Below are 17,605 nucleotides of genomic sequence, written 5' to 3'. Positions count from 1 at the left end.
CGCTACCGGGTCGATCAGCTACGAATCATGCACCGACGCACCATGATTGGCTGTTCCGCTCACAGCTGACCGCGCTGCACGCGGGCGATGGTCCAATCCACGAACCGTGCGACCAGCCCCGGTGCGAACCCGGCAAACCAGCTCAGCAGGCGGGCGTTCCACGACGGGATGACCGAGGCGTCGCCGCGCGCCGCGCCGACCAAGAGGGCCTGCGCGACCTGCTCGGCGGTGATCGGCGTCGACCCGCTCAACGCTTGCAGCTCAGGCGGTTTCGTCGCCGACTCGGCCGCGAGCTGTGGTGTGTCCACGTCCGGTGGCAGGACCACCGTCACGGTGATGCCGTGCGGCTTGAGCTCCTGGCGCAGCACCTCGCACAGCGCACGCACCGCGAATTTGCTTGGACTGTAAGCGCCGTACCCGAAGCACGGCAGCACCGCCGCCATCGACGAAATGACCGTGATGCTCGCCCGTTCGCCGGTCTTTAGATCAGGCAGCGCAGCCCGGATGACGTGCAGCGCACCGAAATAGTTGACGGCCATATGCCTGGTGAAGTCGCCATCGGTCAGCGACTCGAAGTAGTTCGGCTTCGCGATGCCCGCACAGGCGATCACCGCGTCGATCCGGCCGTTGGCCACCCGCGCCCGATCGAGCGCCGCAGCCACCTGCTGCTGATTGCTCACATCGGCGGCGACCACGGTCAACACGTCCGGCGTCGCCTGCGCAGCGGCCGAAAGTCGTTCCAGCGCAGCGTCAGCGAGCGCAACAACACTGACCCGAGCCCCCGCGGCCAGCGCCGACTCCGTCACCGCCAACCCGATCCCACTACTACCTCCGGTGACCACCACATGCCGCCCCGCCCAATACTGCGTCGTCGCAGCAGGCAAAACAAGCGGACGTTCATCAGCAGACGTACCAAATGCCAAGGTGCTCATACTATTCCCTCCTCGCCCGCTCATACCGAGCTACTCGTCAACTGGCCAAGCGCGACCAACGTAAGAATCAGTTGCAGAAATACAGGCATGTCGTCCCTCTCGATCCGGCGTTGACCCAATCCTGTCCACCTATCGGCAAAGCCACGCCAACCCAAAAGCAAGAACACGTAAGAATCCACCCCCGAGACCCACCTCACACTCAACCGGGCTCACGCGGCCGTTTCCTCACACGGAACGCGACGCCCACAACAGGCATGCGAAGAACCCAACTCGACTGTGAAACCCCCGACGGGAGAAATGGTTGCCGCTCCGTTGACCAGAGAGAAATGGTTGCTGATCTGCGTTGAGCGGAGTCCTATGGTTGCAACACGCCGCACGACACGCACCATAAGACTCCGGTCAACTTTCCTCGAGATCACTTCCCCGAAAAGATCTTTGAACCGGACCACAGCCAAGTAACCCGGCTGGAACGAGAGAACGCGTGATCGACTGCGAAGGCCAGCCGGGTACCGCACACGACGCCACCACGCTATCCGGTGCAAACCCCGAAACCGTCCCGTTCGTCAGGAGACCGTTCAACCCGCGGATAAACCACCACCCCAAACGCAACACGCCCCACGAATCCCGCACCAGCCCCCAAAGCCGCGCTCGTCCGAGACCGCGCCCCACGGGCCGGGTTGGACTGCGGTCGTGCCGCTTTGGGCTCGGCGAAGGCAGAGCTTCCCCAGGCTCCACGGTCTCCTGTGAGTTCGGCAGCCAAGGGTTTGCACCGGATTAGCGTGGTGGCGTCGCCTGCCGTACCCGGCTGACCTCTGCAGTCAGTCACCCGGTGTCTTGTCCCAGCCGGGTCACTTGGCTGTGCTCTCGTTTCGAGAGCTTTCAAGATCAAAAACTCTGTGCCGCACACTTTTTGAGTTCCCGCACACGATTTCGCATGCCAGATCGTGTGCGGGAAGACAGGAAGTGTGCGGGAAGACAGAAGGTGTGCGGCTGCGAGGGGTTCGCGAGCGAGGACTCGGAATCTGCACTTGTTCTGTGGATTCGCACTGGTTGTGGGCGGCCAGAAGGGGTGCGGATGCATGGTGGGGGTGCGGACCTATGGTGGGGGTGCGGACGCATGGTGGGGTGCGGATGCAGAGTGGGGGTGCGGATTTCGGTGTTGGGGTGGGGCTGGCGGTGGTTGCCGGTCTCAGGGGCACCTGCGGTCCCGGTGTGGAATCGAAGGCGGTGGTTTCGTGCTGAGGGGGCACTGGTGGCGGGGGCTTCTCGGGCGATGCCGCCATCAGTGCCCCGTGATCAGGCGACCAACTCCAGAACGGGCGCGGATGCGTGGGGCTCGGGGTCCACGATCGAAGGAGATGGTTTCGTGCTGAGGGGGCACTGGTGGCGGGGCCTTCTCGGGCGATGCCGCCACCAGTGCCTCGTGATCAACCGACCAAATCCAGAACGGGCGCGGCGGCGCCGGTTCGGTGAACGGGTGGTGGGGAGTGGGATCGTGCTTTTCGGTCTTGTTCGGGGGAGGGGCTGGGATGATTGGTGGTGACGTTGCCTTGCTGGGCTGTTGGGTCCGTGTGCGGCCAAGGGGCTACCGGGGTTGACTGCTGATGGAGGAGCCCATGCCGCGGAGTGTGGCGAGCGTGCAGAGTGGGACGTATCTTGTTGACAACGTGAGGGATTCGGCTAGTCGGTTCGGTATGGGGTCGAGTGATCTCGGTATTCCCTATCTGCGGTACGACGGGACGTGGGGGTATGTCTTCGGGGATACGTTTCGGGGGCAGGGGGCTGCGGGGGAGTACGCCGGGTGTCCCTTGATGCTGTATCAGGCCGAGTTCGACCGGTCTGGGAGCACTCCTATTTTCTTCACGGCGTCCCAGCCACCGGAGAAGTGCGCGGAGCTGTTCGACTATCAGCATCACGCGGACAACGGTTTCGGGCATGAGGTGACGCGGATTCCGAACGATGCGATCACGTTGACCGTCGGCGGGCGGAGCCGGATCTTCATCCAGTACACCTCGGTGCACCGGTGGATCAAGGCGGGCAGCACCACCGACGGTTCGCTCATGTCCGGCATCGCCTATTCCGACGACAACGGCGCGACCTGGCGGGACTTCGATCGGCACTGGCCCGGTGATGCGCAGGGCAGCAGCGGCAGCCTCGAGATGATGTGGAGCTTCGCGGGCGTCGACCCCGACGGGCTGCTGTACGTCTTCAGTAAGGCGTGGAACGGCAGCCACTTCTACCGGGGTGACCGCGGGCAGATCCAGGTGTTCCGTTACAAGCCAGTCGATTTCTTCAACGGCAGGCTCGATGCGCGGGAGCACTGGGCGTACCTGAACGGCTCATGGCGCTGGGTTCCGGCCGCTGAGGCCAGACCTTCGTCGCTGTTCGGCCCGCAGAACCACATCGGCGAGTTCTCGGTGAAACGGATCGGCGACCTGTACGTGATGAGCTATTTCGACGTGTCGGACGGCAGCATCCGAACCCGCACCGCCCCGCGACCCGACCAGGTGTGGACTGCCCCGAAAACCCAGGTCGTCGCCAATGCCTGGTGGCCACCGTCGCATTGGTTCTTCGGACGGACGCAGCCGTACCTGTATGGCGGCTACATCCATCCCGGCAGCGAGGGCCCGACGAATCTGACGTTGCTCATCAGCGCGTGGGACGGACAGCTGGGTCACCGGCCGTACACGGTGACGCAATGGAGCGGTTTGAGCATCTGAAAAGACTGTGGCCCAACGACTTTCACCGTCCAGCGAGCCCGGTGGTGGCGATGCCGCGAACGAAGGCACGCGTTCGTATCGGTGCCGCAGCTGGTGAGTCCCGGCGCGGCCAGTGACGCCCCCAGCACGGCACCGCCGGCCAACACTGCTCGCCGATTCAGCATCCGACCCTCCGAAACCCGGTGCGGCGGCCCGCGCGTCACTACGAGTTGCCGTACTCCGCCAGTTTGTCGTTCAGGTAGTCCCACGGGAAGTTGGGGCCGACGTCGGTGTGTGAGCCGTCGTGCTTGCCGATCGTGTAGGCGTTGTGGTCCGCGACACCGCGCTCGTCGCGGCCCAATTCTTCCGGGGAGATGGTGCGGATCGGCAGCCCGTACTTGCGGCAGTCCTGCACCGTGATCCATGCCGCACAGTCGATTCCGCGCTGCATCCGCGCGAACCATTCGTCTCGCGACCAGGCCGCCCGCGATCCGGCGAAGCACAGATTGATCGACCGTGAGTTGCCGCCGAGCACGGACCAGGACGCGAGATCGGTGTCGACCACGTCGATCACGGTGCCGGTGTTGTCATCGGTGTAGTGGTAGGAGACACCGGAATTCGGGTTCTGCAGATAGTTCGCCAGCGATTGGGCGTCGCCATTGCCCTCCTGTGTGTGCAGCAGGAACCACAGCACCGGCGCGCCGCCGCGCGACGAGGTGTTGGGGCTGATGCCGGTCTGATCGTCTTCCCTGCTGATCGGCGAGACCGGGGTGGCCGGGTCGCGTGTTGCCGACCACTGTCCATAGTCAGGTTTCAGTACGTTGTTGACATCGACACCGACACCGCCGATTTCGCGTCGATCGATCTCTATCTGATGCATGTGCGCGGCCGGATGATCCCCGTTGATGGACGGATCGCCGGACCAGTTGTGCTGCCAAAACCATTGACCGACACCGTCTTCCAACGCCCAGTCGATGCAACGGGCATTGCAGTAGACGCCGGTCCATTCCGGCCCGACCACCGAGGCCCACCCGCGCAAGAACGGTGCGATGAGCGAATTCCAGTCGTCGAGGGTCGGGTTGTCGTCGACCGGTGCGTACAACGGCCGATAGCCGGGCCCACCCGCCTCGAAATGCAAGCGCAGCGCCGTCTCGGCATGGCGCGCGCCGCCGTCGTAGCCGCCGCGCCAGTCCGCGGTCGGGCCCTTCCCGTACTGATAGTTCGTGACGATCTCGAGGCCCTCGGCACGCAACCGGTCACAGTAGTCGCGGCGCAGTGGTTTCGCGCCGAAGTTCGTTCCGGGGCGTGACTCCGAGAAGTAGCCCACGACGCCCGCGAATCCGGCCGCCCTGATGTCGGCCGGCTCGATGAGTGCGGCCGAGAAGTCGATCAGCTGGGTCACCGCTCGGCCCACCGGGTGGGCGCGGCGTAGTCCTCACACACCACGCCTTCACCGTACGACGACCCGTCGCAGCTGTCCTCGAATTCACCTGCGCTGACGAGGAGTTGCCGACGTCGGGCGTGGCGGATCTCGAGCGCGAGGTTCAGTGCTGGACGCCAGTGATCGCGAAGTGCTCGACTTCGGCGATATGCCCGCCGGTCGACACGGCGATAGTGAGTATGCTGCCTGGTTCCGCGGTGAAAGTGACCGTCGCCGACCACGGCTCGTCGGTGCCGCCCGCCGCGATACCGGACACCTGACCCAGCGGCTCGGCCTGATCTTGGACGCGGATGTGGACCGTCAGACTCTCGTCGACGCCGGTGATCCGGCCGCCGATCTCGACGGGCGAGGTCACTGTCGCGCCGTACTCGGGTGTGTCCACCGACAGCGTGCCGCCCTTGCTCCCCACGACCTCCCATGGCGCATCATCGCCTGCACCGATGCGGACCAGGTGCAGCACGGCGGCGGTGATCGGCGCCCCGTTCGGCGCGTCGAACCCGACGCCGACCATGGTCTCGCGGCCGACGACGACCCTGCGTTCGGTGCCGCGCACCACCTTGTCCACCGTGACGTGACCGAGGAACTCCCTGGTGAACGTGAGCGCCGTCAGGTCGGCGTCGAGATGCCAGTCCTCGGCGTCGCTCGTGGGATACGACCTCTGCCAGTCGAGAGCCTCCGCCACGCTCCGGAAGGGCCACAAGGGCATGAAACCGAACTCGGACTGCGGATCTGGCTGCACGGTCCCTCCCCTTCGGCAAGACTGCCTGCTGCTTCATCGAGGCAGTTCGGTGGGCTGCGCCAGCTCTCACACTATCGCGATGGGTCCGACGGCGGTGCCGACTCCGGCGGATTCGCAAATCCCGTCTGCCCGAACGCAGTACTGCGCTGCGGAGTGCGGTTATGGGCAGCAGACCGGGTCGTCGCACGGATCGCCGATCTCGCTGCCGTAGGCCTCGTAACCTGCCACCGGTTGGATGATTTCGTGCGCGAGGTCGATATCCATCGGTGCCGCGGCGTCGGCGGCGGGGAGCACCCAGCCCGGCGGTGAGCCTTCGAGATCGAATCGTCGGATGCCGTCGACGAACAGTGTCCAGAGCGGGTGGTCCGGAAAGCCGTTGATCCGCAAGACCCATCGTTGGGTGCCGACGACGGCGGCGACCGGAAAGCACACGTGGTAGGTCCGCTGCCAGTCGGGTCGGGCATCCAGTTCGGGTCGAGGTGCGTCGGGTTGATCAGGGATGTCCGTGCGTGACATGTCGTCAGTATCGCCCAAGCGGCTTACTGGCGGCGGGCCGCACGCGAGCGCCGCAGGTCAGTTCATGTGTGGCCGAACGCGAGACAGGCCGGGTGTTGTCCGGCGTTCAGCCGTGGACAACACACCGGTCTGCAGCGAAACGACTACGGCAAAACGGCGCAAGCAGGGCCGAGGTTGATGCCGGTCCCCACGTTCGTCGTATTGCGCGGAACCCATGCGTCGAAGGCGTCCTTGTCGTCGGCCGACGCCTCGAGCACGACGATCTTGAGCGGCCCACGCCGGTTGGGGGTCCACGTGGAGTGCGCCGCTCCGGACGCATCCGTGACCACCCGATACGGACGGAACGTCTCGTAGTTCGCGGACCGCTGGTCATCGCCGATCATGTCGACGAGGAAGAACTCCTTGCCCGGTTCCGAGTACACGGTGATCGGGTAGGCGCAGCCCGTGCCGATGGCGCCTTGCGAGCTACCGAAGCTCTGCCCGGCGTTGACACGGACGCTGACATCTGCCGCCGCCTGAGGCGCGGTGAACGCGATCGCCGCAGCGAGCGCGCTGAGCGTTGCCACGGTGGTGACAGCTGCTCTGCTGGATCTAAGCACGTTGAAATACCTTCTCTAGCAATGGATTTTCCCCCCTCGTGGGAGTCGCAGGAATTGTCGTACAGGCCAATCCGCTTGCGTATCTATATCTTTCAGTCCCAGGCTCGGTACTTCAACTCGATTTCGCCCGCCTTCTCCTTGCCTGGCAAAACCCCGTCCCACCAGCGACGACGGGAAGTGGTTATGGCGTACCGCGATTGGCTGCTCGACTTTCGATCTATTAGGGGACCGCGGCCGCTCAACACGATGGAGTGCCAGTTGTGGATATCTCGAGTAGATGGTGTGGATATCCGAAGGAGACGGCGCTCCTCGAGTATCAGGGGTTGGGCACGCAAAGGGCGCCGCGCCCGCGATCGCGCCACTCCCTTCGAATGCTTGCGGCGTTTCCGGAAGGCGGCCGGATAAGCTCTGCTCGGACCCGTGAATTACTCCTCACCTGCGGGTTGTGCACGTCGATGGTCTTCAGATCGAGCAGACGAGCGGAGGCGATGGGTGTACGTCCTTGCCGGTGCCATCATGCTCAACGTCCCCGATCCGGCCGCTTCGGCCGACTTTCTGGTCGATCACCTGGAGTTCACGCACACCATGTCCGACGACGGCCTGGCCGTGGTCTCCCACACGCAGGGCGGGTTGCGGCTGGCCTTCCTGCGGGTCGGGCTCCCGGACTTCAAGCCGCCCTCGGTGGCAGGCGCGCTGAGCAAGGGCATGATCATCGTGATGGTCGTGGACGGTGTGGACGGCGAATACCGCCGCCTGCAAGAAGCGAACGTCGAGATCGTCACGCCCCTCGCCTACTCGCAATGGGCCGAAAACTCCGGCGAACGATACTTCCAGGTCCGCGACCCGAACGGCCTCGTCGTCCGCCTCACCGAGTGGGTGTAGATCGGCAACGGGTATCGAAAATCCATGGCCATGAGGCTTGGTGGCGAGCACGCGCCCGACCAGCCCAGATGCGAGGCCGTGGCGATCTGGACCTGCCCGCCCGGCCGAGAAGGGCTACGGCCCAGCCGATTTCGCTGCGGTTCGCCGCGCGGCAGGTGGATTGACTCACATTGCCAAGAAGTTTAATCTCGTACCACAGCGCTTCAACCATCGTCGACAGCCTCGATTCGAGAACGATTGATTGAGGTCGAAACACGATGCTCGGTCCTGGAGGGTGTGATGCACAAGGGCGAACGGAGGGGGGAGCCCACAGGCGGTGATTTCGCCGAGAAGTTGAATTATCTGTTCGCGACAGTCACTACGGCCGAGGGCCGCGAGTGCAGCAACGAGCAGGTGGCTTCGGCGATCACCACAGACGGCGTGCCGATATCGCAGAGCTACATCTGGCAGCTACGCAAAGGCATCAAGGTCAATCCGACATTGCGGCATGTGCAGGCGCTTGCGGATTATTTCGGTGTGCCACCCGCCTACTTCTTCGAGGCAGCGGTCACCGACCAGGTCGGCGAGCGGTTGGCGGAATTACGAGCCGAGCAGCGCCGCCTCGCCGAGATCGCCGAAAGCAGCGAAGCACAAATGATGGCGCTGCGGGCAGGCGAGTTATCGAGTAAAAGGCGTCGGCAGGTAATGGAACTGCTGGATGTGGTGTATCGCCTGGAACAGGCTGAACGTGGCGAGACATCCGGCTGAGCCAGCGCAGCGAATTCGGCAACGACTGAGTCGGCACGAGATCCGTACTGCCGGAGGTTCATCGGCGACCAAGGGGGGCGCGGCATGACCGAGCGCGAGTTGCGCAGGCGCTGTCGCCGACTGCTCAATGACTTGAATATCCGGCCACCGCTGGATGTGACCACGCTGTGTGCGCGGGTCGGCGAGCAACGCGGAAAACCGATTCGGCTGGTGCCGCACCCGATCATCGTGCCTGGTCCGTTCGGTGCGTGGATCACCACCAAACGCGCCGACTACATCCTCTATCAACAGGAAACCACCAAGGCGCACCAAGACCACATCATTCTGCACGAGCTCGGACATCTGCTCGCCGGTCACCGCAGCGAGCAAGAGGACGAGTCGTTCTCGGCGCAGCTGTTCCGCGGCGGCGACCTACCGCCCGATGCGGTGCGTCGCGCGCTGCGCCGCACCTCGTACGACTCCGCCCAGGAACGTGAGGCGGAGACGGTGGCCACCATCATCCTGGAGTGGGCGTCGGTGCTGGACCGCGTCACGCCGCAGCTGGTCTCGGACGAATCGGTACGGCGTCTCGGATCCTCGCTGAACGACAGGCTGGGCTGGCTGTGACGCTGATACCGATCGTGGCGTGGCTGGAGGCAGCCGCCCTGGTGTGGATGCTGTCGCTGGTGGTGCGCCGACCGCGAGATGTGCGGCTGCGCTGGATCACCGCCATGGTCGCGTGCTGGAGCGGGAACATTCCCTGCATCCTGCAAGCCGTCAAAGGCGAGGCCTTCCTGGGGCTGGATCCGATGTGGTGGCAGTTCATCGGCCAGGTGCTCGTGCTGACCGGCGCGTACTGCATGGTGTGTTTTTTCGCGTTCACGTTGCTCGACGAACGACGGGCCGCCGTTCGGGCGAAGCGCCAAGCGCTGGTGCTGGTCACCGTGCTGATCGTGCTGCTCGTTGCGACCGTGATCATGCCTGCCGACATGCGGCTCATCGGCGCGCGGCTGTCCTCGTACCAGGATCCGGCCGCCCGCGGCGTGGCCAGCATCGCCTTGTTCTACACCGCCGCGAACGCCTTCATGCTCTACGCGGAAGTGACCGCGGCAGTGTCGACCGGCCGCGCGGTGCGCCACGCCGCGGGTTGGTTCCGGCGGGCGCTGCTGATCACCACGGCGGGGTCGGCGACGTTGGTGGTCGTCTGCGTCCTCTTCGTGCTCAACGGTGCACTGCTCTTCGCGAATATCAACCTGCCAACGCCGATTCAGCTGACCGCGGTCGTGCTGCTGCTGCCAGGGTGCGGTTTGTTCTTCCTCGGGATCACCCTGCCTGCCGCGGTCACCAGGGTGGCCGCGGCGCGTATCTGGTTGCGCCACCGTCGCGCATACCGAGACCTTGCCCCGCTGTGGACGCTGCTGCATGCCGAATTCCCGGAAGACGCGCTGACCAACCGTGTGCCGACCAACCCCCGGTTGGACCGGTTCCGCCTCACCGGCGTGCACCGTCGTTTCTATCGACGGGTCATCGAATGCCGGGACGGGCTGGTCCGCATCAGCCCCTACGTCGCCCATATCCGCGGCGACGATCAGCGAGGCGCCGACACGCCCGCCGAGCTGGCGCAGCAACTGCGGCGTGCGCTGCACGCCCGTGCCACGGGCATCGATGTCGAAGGACCTGCTGTGCCGATCGCCAGCCCGGCAACCGACGGATTCGACGCTGACGTCAGCGAACTGCTCACTCTCGCAAGTGCATTGCCTCCAGTAGGCGCCTCAGCACGCTGAACTCCCCGAAAAGGTCGACATGACGACAGACACTGCCGCCATGACAACCGGCCGCGTCACAAGCTAGTCAACAGAGGGACGAATCATGACAAAGGCGCTCATCATCGGCGGTGGTATCGCCGGTCCGGTCACGGCGATGGCGTTACAGAAAGCCGGCATCGAATCGGTGGTGTACGAGGCATATCCGCACGGTGCCGATGATGTGGGTGCGTTTCTCGCCCTCTTCGCCAACGGCATGGATGTTCTTCGCACGCTCGAGGCCGACAAGCCCGTGCTCGACTGTTCGTTCGCTGCTGAACGCTCCGAGGCATACGACAAGACGGGTCGCTTTCTGGGACAGGGAAATATGGGCGGCAGCCACGGCGCAGGCCCGCGCACGCTGACCCGCGCACAGCTGTATCGGGTCCTGCGGGACGAGGCCATCCGGCGTGGACTGCGTATCGAATACGGGAAACGGCTGAGCACGGCCACCAGCACCGCCGGTGGCGGGGTGGTGGCCACCTTCGACGACGGCAGCGAGAGCGAGGGCGAGCTACTCATCGGTGCGGATGGGGCGCACTCCACGGTCCGTGGCCTCATCGATGCGGCCGCACCCGAAGCGCAGTACACCGGGGCCACAATGGTCTGCGGATATACCCGGCACAGTCCGGTCCCGACCGAGCCGGCGACCTATCGCATCGTCTACGGCCGCCGCGTCGCCTTCGTCTACATCACCGACCCGGACGGGCAAACTTGGTGGTTCACCAATATCCCTGGGCCACAAAGGGGCAACACCGAAGACGGAGTGAGCGCGTCGGAGTATTGGCAACAGCAGGCGATCGATTGCGTGGCCGGTGACAACACTCCCGCCGCCGAATTCATCCGGTCGACTGCGGACGTTGTCGCGGTCACCGCCTATCACCTACCCAGGCTGCCCGCCTGGCACACGCGGAACATGATCGTTGTTGGCGACGCGGCCCACGCGGCGATACCCCAGGCAGGCCACGGTGCGTCGATGGCGATGGAAGACAGCGTCGTACTGGCGCAATGCCTGCGGGACCTGCCGACTATCGAAGCCGCTTTCGCCGCTTACGATCGGCTGCGTCGTCCCCGGGTGACACGGGCGATGGTCACCAGCGCGCGAATGAGCAAAGCCGCCACGCCGGTCGGCCGCATACCGAGCCTGCTCCGCGATCACGTGCTGCTCAAACTTCTCAAAGGCCGCACGGCCAACACCGCCGACTGGCTCACCGACCACCACATCGACTGGGCTGCTCCGGTATCCGTGGCAAACCACTGGCATCGATAAACGTGCACTGTATAGCTATTGATGTGGGTTGACTGTGTTCCGGACGACGCCTACTCTCGGTGCACAAGCTTTTGACCATCATCGAAAATTCTGATTTCAGCTCCATTGACAGGAGTGGAAGGGCGAGTGGGTTAGAGGTCGCGATGCATAACGGGGCGAGCATGACCTCGGGGGAGCGGAAACCGATCGCGCCATCGAAGATTCCCCATTCTTCGAGATCCGGCGGCGACAACTCTCGGCACACTCGGCTGATCACCGAATTCGAGCAGCCGCGCGGCGCTGATCGGGAGGCGGGGATCCGACCAGCACGAGCGCACTGGTCGAATTGCATTACAGTCCAGAAAAGATTGGCTTCGACGATGTCTACACGTATTGGACCTGTCAAACTGCGGTTGCAGTTCGGACCGCCATCGATGCCGCACGACTTGCGGGAGATCGCGGCGACGCACGGCATGGAGGCAATTTCGGCTCGGATCAACGAGTTGCATGCCGCGGGCAATCATGTGGCCGCCGAGACCATCGAACGTGAATTGCGCGGAGCAGGCATGGGCGTGCTGGTTCCCCATGCTTCCGGAGGTCGTGGGCGTGCTGACCGGCGGTGACTCCATACCCGCCACAGCTCTTTGCGGCACCGATCCAGGCCCACCCGCTCAGCAGCCACCGCCATGTCCACGCTGGTGTGAGCGTCCCGCCGACCACGCGTGGGAAGACGACGGTGTCGGTGCAGGCGGAATGCGTTGTCACTGGCGCACATTCGCCATTCCCGGCACGACATGTGGGACGGTGATGTTGCTCGTCGCGGACTATCGCGACAGGAGAGGAATACAGCGCGGTCCGACACGCTTTGTCGTCACCACGGGCGAGGACGGCGATCTGGACGCCGCCGGTGCCGCGGGATTAGTCGCGACGTTGGCGAAGGCGCTTGCCACCGCCGAAGAGCGTGCCCCTCGGGAGTGAGCACCCGGCGCTGGACTCGGCCACCGCCTCGGTCGGATCGAAAACTGTACCGGCGTAAGGCGATTCCTTCAGCGCTGTACTCGTAGCTCCAGCTGGTCGAGCGTGTCCGCGTCGGCGAGCAGATCGATCGCGACGATCCGGCCGTCCGAGATGGTGAAGTCGAAAACCACTCGGGGAGTGCCGGATACCGTCCACACCAAACCCGAGCGGTCGTCGATCAGCGCGAGCCGTGCGCCCTTGGCGCGACCGGCGAAGGTGTCGGCGACCGCCTTGGCTCCGTATGCGGGGACCGCGCCGGTCGCGACCGCAGTGGCGTCCGCCCGCAGCACTACATCCGGGTCCAGCAATGTCAGCAACGCGTCGAAATCGCCGCCACGTGCGGCAGCGAGAAAGGCGGCGACCACCTGACGCTGGCGGTCGCGGTCTGCGGCGGCCCGCGCGCCCTGCACCCGCCGCCGTGCCCGGCTCGCCAATTGCCGTGCGGTGGCAGGTGTTTTGCCGACCACCGGGGCGATCTCGTCGAACGGCACCGCGAAAATATCGTGCAACACGAAGGCAAGCCGCTCCGGCGGCGCGAGGGTGTCGAGCACCACCAGCAGCGCGAGCCCGATCGAATCGCCCAGCACCGCTTCGGTTTCCGGATCGGTCGCGATGTCGGCGGGTTCGTGATCCGCCAGCGGTTCCTCGTTGCGGACCTTGCGCGACTGCAGCACGTTCAAGCAGATCCGGGCCACCACGGTGGTCAGCCAGCCGCCGAGGTTGTCGATCTCGGCGGTATCGGAACGGCTCAACCGAAGCCACGCCTCCTGCAGCGCGTCCTCGGCCTCATTGCCCGAGCCGAGGATTCGGTAGGCCACCGCAAGCAAGTGCGTGCGGTGCTCCTCGAAGCGCTCGGCAAGGAAATTCTGGTCCATGTGTCACATCTTCCCGTTCGGGCCGGTCAAGTAGTCGTCACCGGAGGGACAGCCGGAGCACCTCACTGGAACGAACAAGGAGCGAATGTGACAGACGGACTGCAGACCATCGTGTACCCCGTTACCGACCTCGTCAAGGCAAAAGCACTGTACGGAGCCCTCTTTGGCGCGGAGCCGACTGCGGACACTCCGCACTACGTGGGTTACGCGGTTGCAGGTCAGGACATCGGGCTGGATCCGAACGGCCACGCGGCGAAGGGAATGACAGGACCGATCGGGTACTGGCAGGTAGACGACATCAACAAGCGCATCGCGGCGCTGGTCGAGGCGGGCGCCGAGGTGCGTGAGGAGCCGCGCGACGTCGGCGGCGGGAAACTGATCGCCACGGTGATCGACGCCGACGATAACGTGATCGGGTTGCTGCAGCCGTGAACGATGGCTATCTGCTGTCCCCGGTCGGCTGGGTGGAGTCGCCGCTCACCGACTGGGCCACGGCCCCGAAGCAGGGGGACGAGGGAGCGCCTATCGCGCGAATTCGCCTGCGCGCGGAGCTGATCGAGGCCACGGTCGGTCTGCGCGCTGGGGCCGAGGTGCTGGTGTTGACCTGGCTGCACCGCGCGGACCGTGCCGTACTGGTGGTGTATCCGCGCTGTAGCCGGGCAAGGCCGCCCGCCGGAGTCTTCGCGACCAGATCGCCCCATCGGCCGAATCCGGTTGGTCTGCACCGGGTTACGGTGGTCGATGTGGACGGATCGGTCCTGACCGTCCGTGATCTGGAAGCTCTCGATGGTACGCCGGTCATCGATGTGAAACCGGTGCTCGGCGGTGTCGACGAGCGGTAGTAACGAGCTGCGTCAGGTGGCGTCCGCTCGATGGTATGCGGCATCGATCGCGGTGAAAGCCGCCGACGCCAGGATCAATAACGCCGAAACCAGCAGTGCCACATCGAGACCGTGATGGAATGCCGCCTTTCCGGTGTTGAGCACGTCGGACACCTTCGACAGATAGGCGAGATACGGGGTGATGTCGACACCCGCGGGTATCCGGCCGCGTTCGACGGCGTCGATGGCAGTGGGTTGCAGTGCGGTCGGCAGGCCTAATTCGGTCATCCGTGCCTTCAGATCCGAGCTGAGGTACGCGCTCACCATTGCCCCGAGCGCGGCGACGCCGACCGCCGAACCGACTTGGCGCATCGTGTTGGTCACTGCGGCGGCCATGCCCGATTGTTCCGGAGCAACCCCGGACAGCACGGCCGAGGTCAACGGCACCACCGCGATGCCGAAGCCGAACCCGGCCACCGCCATCGCCCCTGCCAGCGGCAGGTCGTGCAGTGGGCCCGCGAGGACATGCCGGGTCAGCAGGATCCCGCAGGCGCCCACCACACAACCGATGATCATGGGAGTGCGCGCCCCGTGGTGCGCCACCCAGAAACCGGCGGCCAGCGAGCCGACGACGATCGCGACCGCCATCGGCACGAACACCGTCGCCGTGTGTGCCGCCGAATACGACTGCATCACTTGCAGATACAGCGCGGTGAAGAAAAAGATCGAGAAGACGCCGAAGTAGACCGCGAAGGCGACAACCAGCGCGCCGCGCACCGCAGGTATGCGCAGATATCGAAAGTCGAAGATGGGCGCGCGAGCTCGCGCTTCGACGGCGACGAACGCGGCGAACGCGAGAGCGCCGAGCGCAAACAGCGTGATCACCGAGGGCGCGGTGTAGCCCTTCTCCTCGCCGGAAATCGCGGCGTAGATCACCGACCCGAGAATGAGTGCGCCGAGCAGGGATCCGGCCCAGTCGACGGGACCGAGGCCCGGATCGGCGCTTTCCGGGACGGACCACAGTGCGGCGACGAGCGCCACCACTCCGATCACCAGATTGAACCAGAAGATCGAGCGCCACCCGTACGCGTGCACCAGCACACCGCCGAGCACCGGCCCGGCCGCCAGCGCCAGTCCGGACACCGCCGCCCACACACCGATCGCCCTGGCGCGCTTCCGGTCATCCGGGAAGATGTGTCGCAACACCGACAGGGTGCCCGGCTCCGACGCGGCCGCGCCCAAGCCCATGATCGCGCGACCGGCGATGAGCACCGGCACGCTGGCCGCAAGCGCGGCGGTCGCCGATCCGGCGCAGAAGATCACCAATCCGATGAGCATGACCCGTTTACGACCCCAGCGGTCACCCAGCGAACCGCCCGCCAGCATGAGGCTGGCGAAGACCACGGTGTAGGCGTTGACCACCCATTGCAGCAACGTCACGTCGGTGCTGAGTTCGCGGCGGATATCGCCGAGCGCGACACTGACGACAGTGGTGTCGAGGAAGGTGACGAACAGGACGACGGTGACCGCTGCCAGGGCAGTGCCCGGTCGCGTCGTTGTTCCCAGTGTTTTGTTCATTGGCCCCACCGGCACAGGCTACTGGGCTGGGGCGAACGGATCGCCTCTAGATACTCATGGAGTGTCGAGACAGTCGATGCTTTGGCGTGAGAGCTGTTGTGTCCCAATGCATTAGAGGTGGAAACGCTCGTGGTTGCGGGAAAGTGAACATTTTGTGCGGATTCTGCCGACGTGGTGACAGAATGGTTCATTCGACATTGAAAAGTCGAGCAGTCGCCGCGGGTGTTCTTATGCAGTCGACCGTTGGTGCTGTTGGCGGGGGGTTTTGATGCAGCAGACGCGGGGCCGCAAAGTCGAGTTGAAATAATGGGCGATTGGCGGAAAGATATTGGTACACAATCTATTCCACGCATCATCAACGATATCGGTCGAGTCGGCAATGTATTTGCTTGGCGCAGAAAACAACTGAGAGTAGTTCGTCCGGGGTGGCGCTTCTACAGTTGCGGGGGACAGCCCAAATCGCGGTCTGGATCCTCGAATTTCCATTCCTGCACGAGGGAGTCGTGAAATGGTCGAATATTTCCGGACCGCCGAACGGTGGACCACCATCCCAGGAAAACTGGTCGCCGCCGCCGCAGTGGTGCTCGCTGCCACGGTCTTGCAGGCGGGACCGACCGAGGCGGCTTCGTCCTCCAGCCTCACGGTCGACAAAACCCAGCGCCTCAACGCCGACGGCAGTGTGACGATCAAGGGCACCTACACCTGCACCGGCGGCCGCACCAACAGCTTGCGGAACAGCTGGCTACGGCAGGGCGAAGTCCAAAGTGAGCTGTCCATGAAGACGGCGATACTGATCCCCTGCGACGGCGCCGCACACCCCTACACCGTCGACATCCCGAACACGACGTCCTTCCCATTCAAGTCCGGCCCCGCCGAATTCAACAACAGCTGGGATTTCTACTGCGCAGACGGAAACCATTCCAGCGCCGCCCTCACCGATGCCCCTATAACTCTGCAGGAGTGAGCGGTTCGAGCCTGCGAACGCCACCACCACTGGCGGCGTTCTGAACCGGTCGAGCGCAATAGGCGGTGAACGCATAGCCTCCGATTTCCAGCATCAGCTCGACCTCGGGCTACTGGGTGAGGATCTCGCGCAATGCCATTGCGATGGCATTGCGCAGGGTGTCGTGCCTGGCACTGAGCTGGTGCTCTGGTGCGTCACGGTCAGGGCCGTAGAGGTAGACCGGGCCGATACGTAAGTGGTCAGGTTCCCAGTGGTATCGGGCATGGATGTGTCCGTGCAGATGTGGCCACAGGTTCCCCAACACCTCATAGTTGATCCGAGCGAACGCTGGATCGGCTGCGCGGCAAGCCTTCTCGACGGCCTCGCCGAGCAGCACCATGTCGTGCATGAAGGTGACCCGCTCGGCACGCGGAAGCTCGGTGAGCTGATCTGCGGCACCATCGTGCAGTAGTACGCAGTATCCCGGCAGATGCTGCGTGTTGCCCATGACTGCCCACCCGGTGCGCATCCGGCACAGCACGGTCGGATTGGTTCTCTGTCGAGCCGCACCAATGGGATCGATCCGGAAATCGATGGCTGACGACGCGGGACCTGTATCGGACATACCCCTATCCTCGCCCTGTCCGCGCGACTGCATTGTCGATATTTCCCGGGAGTCGAACCCTTGCCGATGAGACATTCATGATCTAATGTCTCATTGAGACATGATGTATTGAATGTCTCAGCGGGGTCGACAGCTGACCCTGCGTTGCGTGACTCATTTCA

Annotated in this window: 19 protein-coding genes; 11 read left to right on the top strand and 8 right to left on the bottom strand. The window is 64.5% G+C overall.

Translation table 11 applies throughout. The features are described from left to right. Positions 1 to 59 precede the first annotated feature (59 nt). Positions 60 to 932 carry an SDR family oxidoreductase gene (locus tag ACGFNJ_RS13535; RefSeq protein WP_393446937.1) on the bottom strand — a complete coding sequence of 291 codons (873 nt, stop codon included), beginning with the start codon at positions 930 to 932 and terminating at the stop codon, positions 60 to 62. A gap of 1,604 nt (positions 933 to 2,536) precedes the next feature. On the opposite strand from ACGFNJ_RS13535, the gene ACGFNJ_RS13530 reads away from it, so the two are divergent. Further along, positions 2,537 to 3,652 carry a DUF4185 domain-containing protein gene (locus tag ACGFNJ_RS13530; protein ID WP_393446935.1) on the top strand — a complete coding sequence of 372 codons (1,116 nt, stop codon included), beginning with the start codon at positions 2,537 to 2,539 and terminating at the stop codon, positions 3,650 to 3,652. A 202-nt stretch (positions 3,653 to 3,854) separates the two neighbouring features. On the opposite strand, the gene ACGFNJ_RS13525 is transcribed toward ACGFNJ_RS13530, so the two are convergent. The 4 genes from ACGFNJ_RS13525 to ACGFNJ_RS13510 form a co-directional block, all read right to left on the bottom strand. Continuing rightward, positions 3,855 to 5,033: a glycoside hydrolase domain-containing protein gene (locus ACGFNJ_RS13525; RefSeq protein ID WP_393446933.1), complete on the bottom strand. Its 1,179-nt coding sequence runs from the start codon at positions 5,031 to 5,033 to the stop codon at positions 3,855 to 3,857. A 142-nt stretch (positions 5,034 to 5,175) separates the two neighbouring features. Beyond that, positions 5,176 to 5,811, bottom strand: coding sequence for a Gmad2 immunoglobulin-like domain-containing protein (locus tag ACGFNJ_RS13520; protein WP_393446931.1), 636 nt, complete (start codon positions 5,809 to 5,811; stop codon positions 5,176 to 5,178). Between the two features lie 159 nt (positions 5,812 to 5,970). Beyond that, positions 5,971 to 6,327 carry a hypothetical protein gene (locus ACGFNJ_RS13515; protein WP_393446929.1) on the bottom strand — a complete coding sequence of 119 codons (357 nt, stop codon included), beginning with the start codon at positions 6,325 to 6,327 and terminating at the stop codon, positions 5,971 to 5,973. A 143-nt stretch (positions 6,328 to 6,470) separates the two neighbouring features. Then, entirely contained in the window at positions 6,471 to 6,926 is a 456-nt protein-coding gene (locus tag ACGFNJ_RS13510; RefSeq protein WP_393446927.1) for a hypothetical protein, read from the bottom strand. Between the two features lie 492 nt (positions 6,927 to 7,418). On the opposite strand from ACGFNJ_RS13510, the gene ACGFNJ_RS13505 reads away from it, so the two are divergent. The 7 genes from ACGFNJ_RS13505 (at position 7,419) to ACGFNJ_RS13475 (ending at position 12,563) form a co-directional block, all read left to right on the top strand. Continuing rightward, positions 7,419 to 7,808: a VOC family protein gene (locus ACGFNJ_RS13505; protein WP_393446925.1), complete on the top strand. Its 390-nt coding sequence runs from the start codon at positions 7,419 to 7,421 to the stop codon at positions 7,806 to 7,808. 279 nt (positions 7,809 to 8,087) lie between these two features. Continuing rightward, positions 8,088 to 8,555, top strand: coding sequence for a helix-turn-helix domain-containing protein (locus ACGFNJ_RS13500; protein WP_393446923.1), 468 nt, complete (start codon positions 8,088 to 8,090; stop codon positions 8,553 to 8,555). A gap of 84 nt (positions 8,556 to 8,639) precedes the next feature. Continuing rightward, the gene (locus tag ACGFNJ_RS13495) at positions 8,640 to 9,161 is read left to right on the top strand and encodes a hypothetical protein (protein ID WP_393446921.1); all 522 of its coding nucleotides are present in this window, start codon (positions 8,640 to 8,642) and stop codon (positions 9,159 to 9,161) included. After that, positions 9,158 to 10,318 carry an MAB_1171c family putative transporter gene (locus ACGFNJ_RS13490; RefSeq protein WP_393446919.1) on the top strand — a complete coding sequence of 387 codons (1,161 nt, stop codon included), beginning with the start codon at positions 9,158 to 9,160 and terminating at the stop codon, positions 10,316 to 10,318. Before ACGFNJ_RS13495 ends, ACGFNJ_RS13490 begins: the two co-directional genes overlap by 4 nt. An 85-nt stretch (positions 10,319 to 10,403) precedes the next feature. Continuing rightward, positions 10,404 to 11,606 carry an FAD-dependent oxidoreductase gene (locus tag ACGFNJ_RS13485; protein WP_393446917.1) on the top strand — a complete coding sequence of 401 codons (1,203 nt, stop codon included), beginning with the start codon at positions 10,404 to 10,406 and terminating at the stop codon, positions 11,604 to 11,606. 359 nt (positions 11,607 to 11,965) lie between these two features. Further along, positions 11,966 to 12,208 (top strand): hypothetical protein, encoded by a 243-nt coding sequence (locus tag ACGFNJ_RS13480; RefSeq protein WP_393446916.1) that lies wholly within the window; start codon positions 11,966 to 11,968, stop codon positions 12,206 to 12,208. A 181-nt stretch (positions 12,209 to 12,389) separates the two neighbouring features. Beyond that, positions 12,390 to 12,563 carry a hypothetical protein gene (locus ACGFNJ_RS13475; RefSeq protein WP_393446914.1) on the top strand — a complete coding sequence of 58 codons (174 nt, stop codon included), beginning with the start codon at positions 12,390 to 12,392 and terminating at the stop codon, positions 12,561 to 12,563. A 68-nt stretch (positions 12,564 to 12,631) separates the two neighbouring features. Here ACGFNJ_RS13475 and ACGFNJ_RS13470 read toward each other — a convergent pair whose 3' ends face one another. Beyond that, on the bottom strand, positions 12,632 to 13,477 hold the full coding sequence (locus ACGFNJ_RS13470) for a sigma-70 family RNA polymerase sigma factor (protein WP_393446912.1): 846 nt from the start codon (positions 13,475 to 13,477) through the stop codon (positions 12,632 to 12,634). Between the two features lie 87 nt (positions 13,478 to 13,564). Here ACGFNJ_RS13470 and ACGFNJ_RS13465 point away from each other — a divergent pair, with 87 nt between their 5' ends. Further along, the gene (locus ACGFNJ_RS13465) at positions 13,565 to 13,909 is read left to right on the top strand and encodes a VOC family protein (RefSeq protein WP_393446910.1); all 345 of its coding nucleotides are present in this window, start codon (positions 13,565 to 13,567) and stop codon (positions 13,907 to 13,909) included. Next, the gene (gene tsaA / locus ACGFNJ_RS13460) at positions 13,906 to 14,319 is read left to right on the top strand and encodes a tRNA (N6-threonylcarbamoyladenosine(37)-N6)-methyltransferase TrmO (RefSeq protein ID WP_393446908.1); all 414 of its coding nucleotides are present in this window, start codon (positions 13,906 to 13,908) and stop codon (positions 14,317 to 14,319) included. Before ACGFNJ_RS13465 ends, tsaA begins: the two co-directional genes overlap by 4 nt. Positions 14,320 to 14,331: 12 nt before the next feature. On the opposite strand, the gene ACGFNJ_RS13455 is transcribed toward tsaA, so the two are convergent. Next, positions 14,332 to 15,876, bottom strand: a complete 1,545-nt coding sequence (locus ACGFNJ_RS13455; protein WP_393446906.1) for an MFS transporter — start codon at positions 15,874 to 15,876, stop codon at positions 14,332 to 14,334. Between the two features lie 508 nt (positions 15,877 to 16,384). Here ACGFNJ_RS13455 and ACGFNJ_RS13450 point away from each other — a divergent pair. After that, the gene (locus ACGFNJ_RS13450; protein WP_393446904.1) at positions 16,385 to 16,840 is read left to right on the top strand and encodes a DUF6299 family protein; all 456 of its coding nucleotides are present in this window, start codon (positions 16,385 to 16,387) and stop codon (positions 16,838 to 16,840) included. Between the two features lie 109 nt (positions 16,841 to 16,949). On the opposite strand, the gene ACGFNJ_RS13445 is transcribed toward ACGFNJ_RS13450, so the two are convergent. After that, on the bottom strand, positions 16,950 to 17,444 hold the full coding sequence (locus ACGFNJ_RS13445) for a diadenosine tetraphosphate hydrolase (RefSeq protein WP_393446902.1): 495 nt from the start codon (positions 17,442 to 17,444) through the stop codon (positions 16,950 to 16,952). Positions 17,445 to 17,605 lie beyond the last annotated feature (161 nt).

Origin of the sequence: Nocardia sp. NPDC049149, from assembly GCF_043197455.1 — a bacterium.
In the GTDB taxonomy this organism is placed as follows: domain Bacteria; phylum Actinomycetota; class Actinomycetes; order Mycobacteriales; family Mycobacteriaceae; genus Nocardia.
The sequence above is the reverse complement of the archived record's forward strand: the minus strand, read 5'-3'. Positions and strand labels throughout refer to the sequence as shown.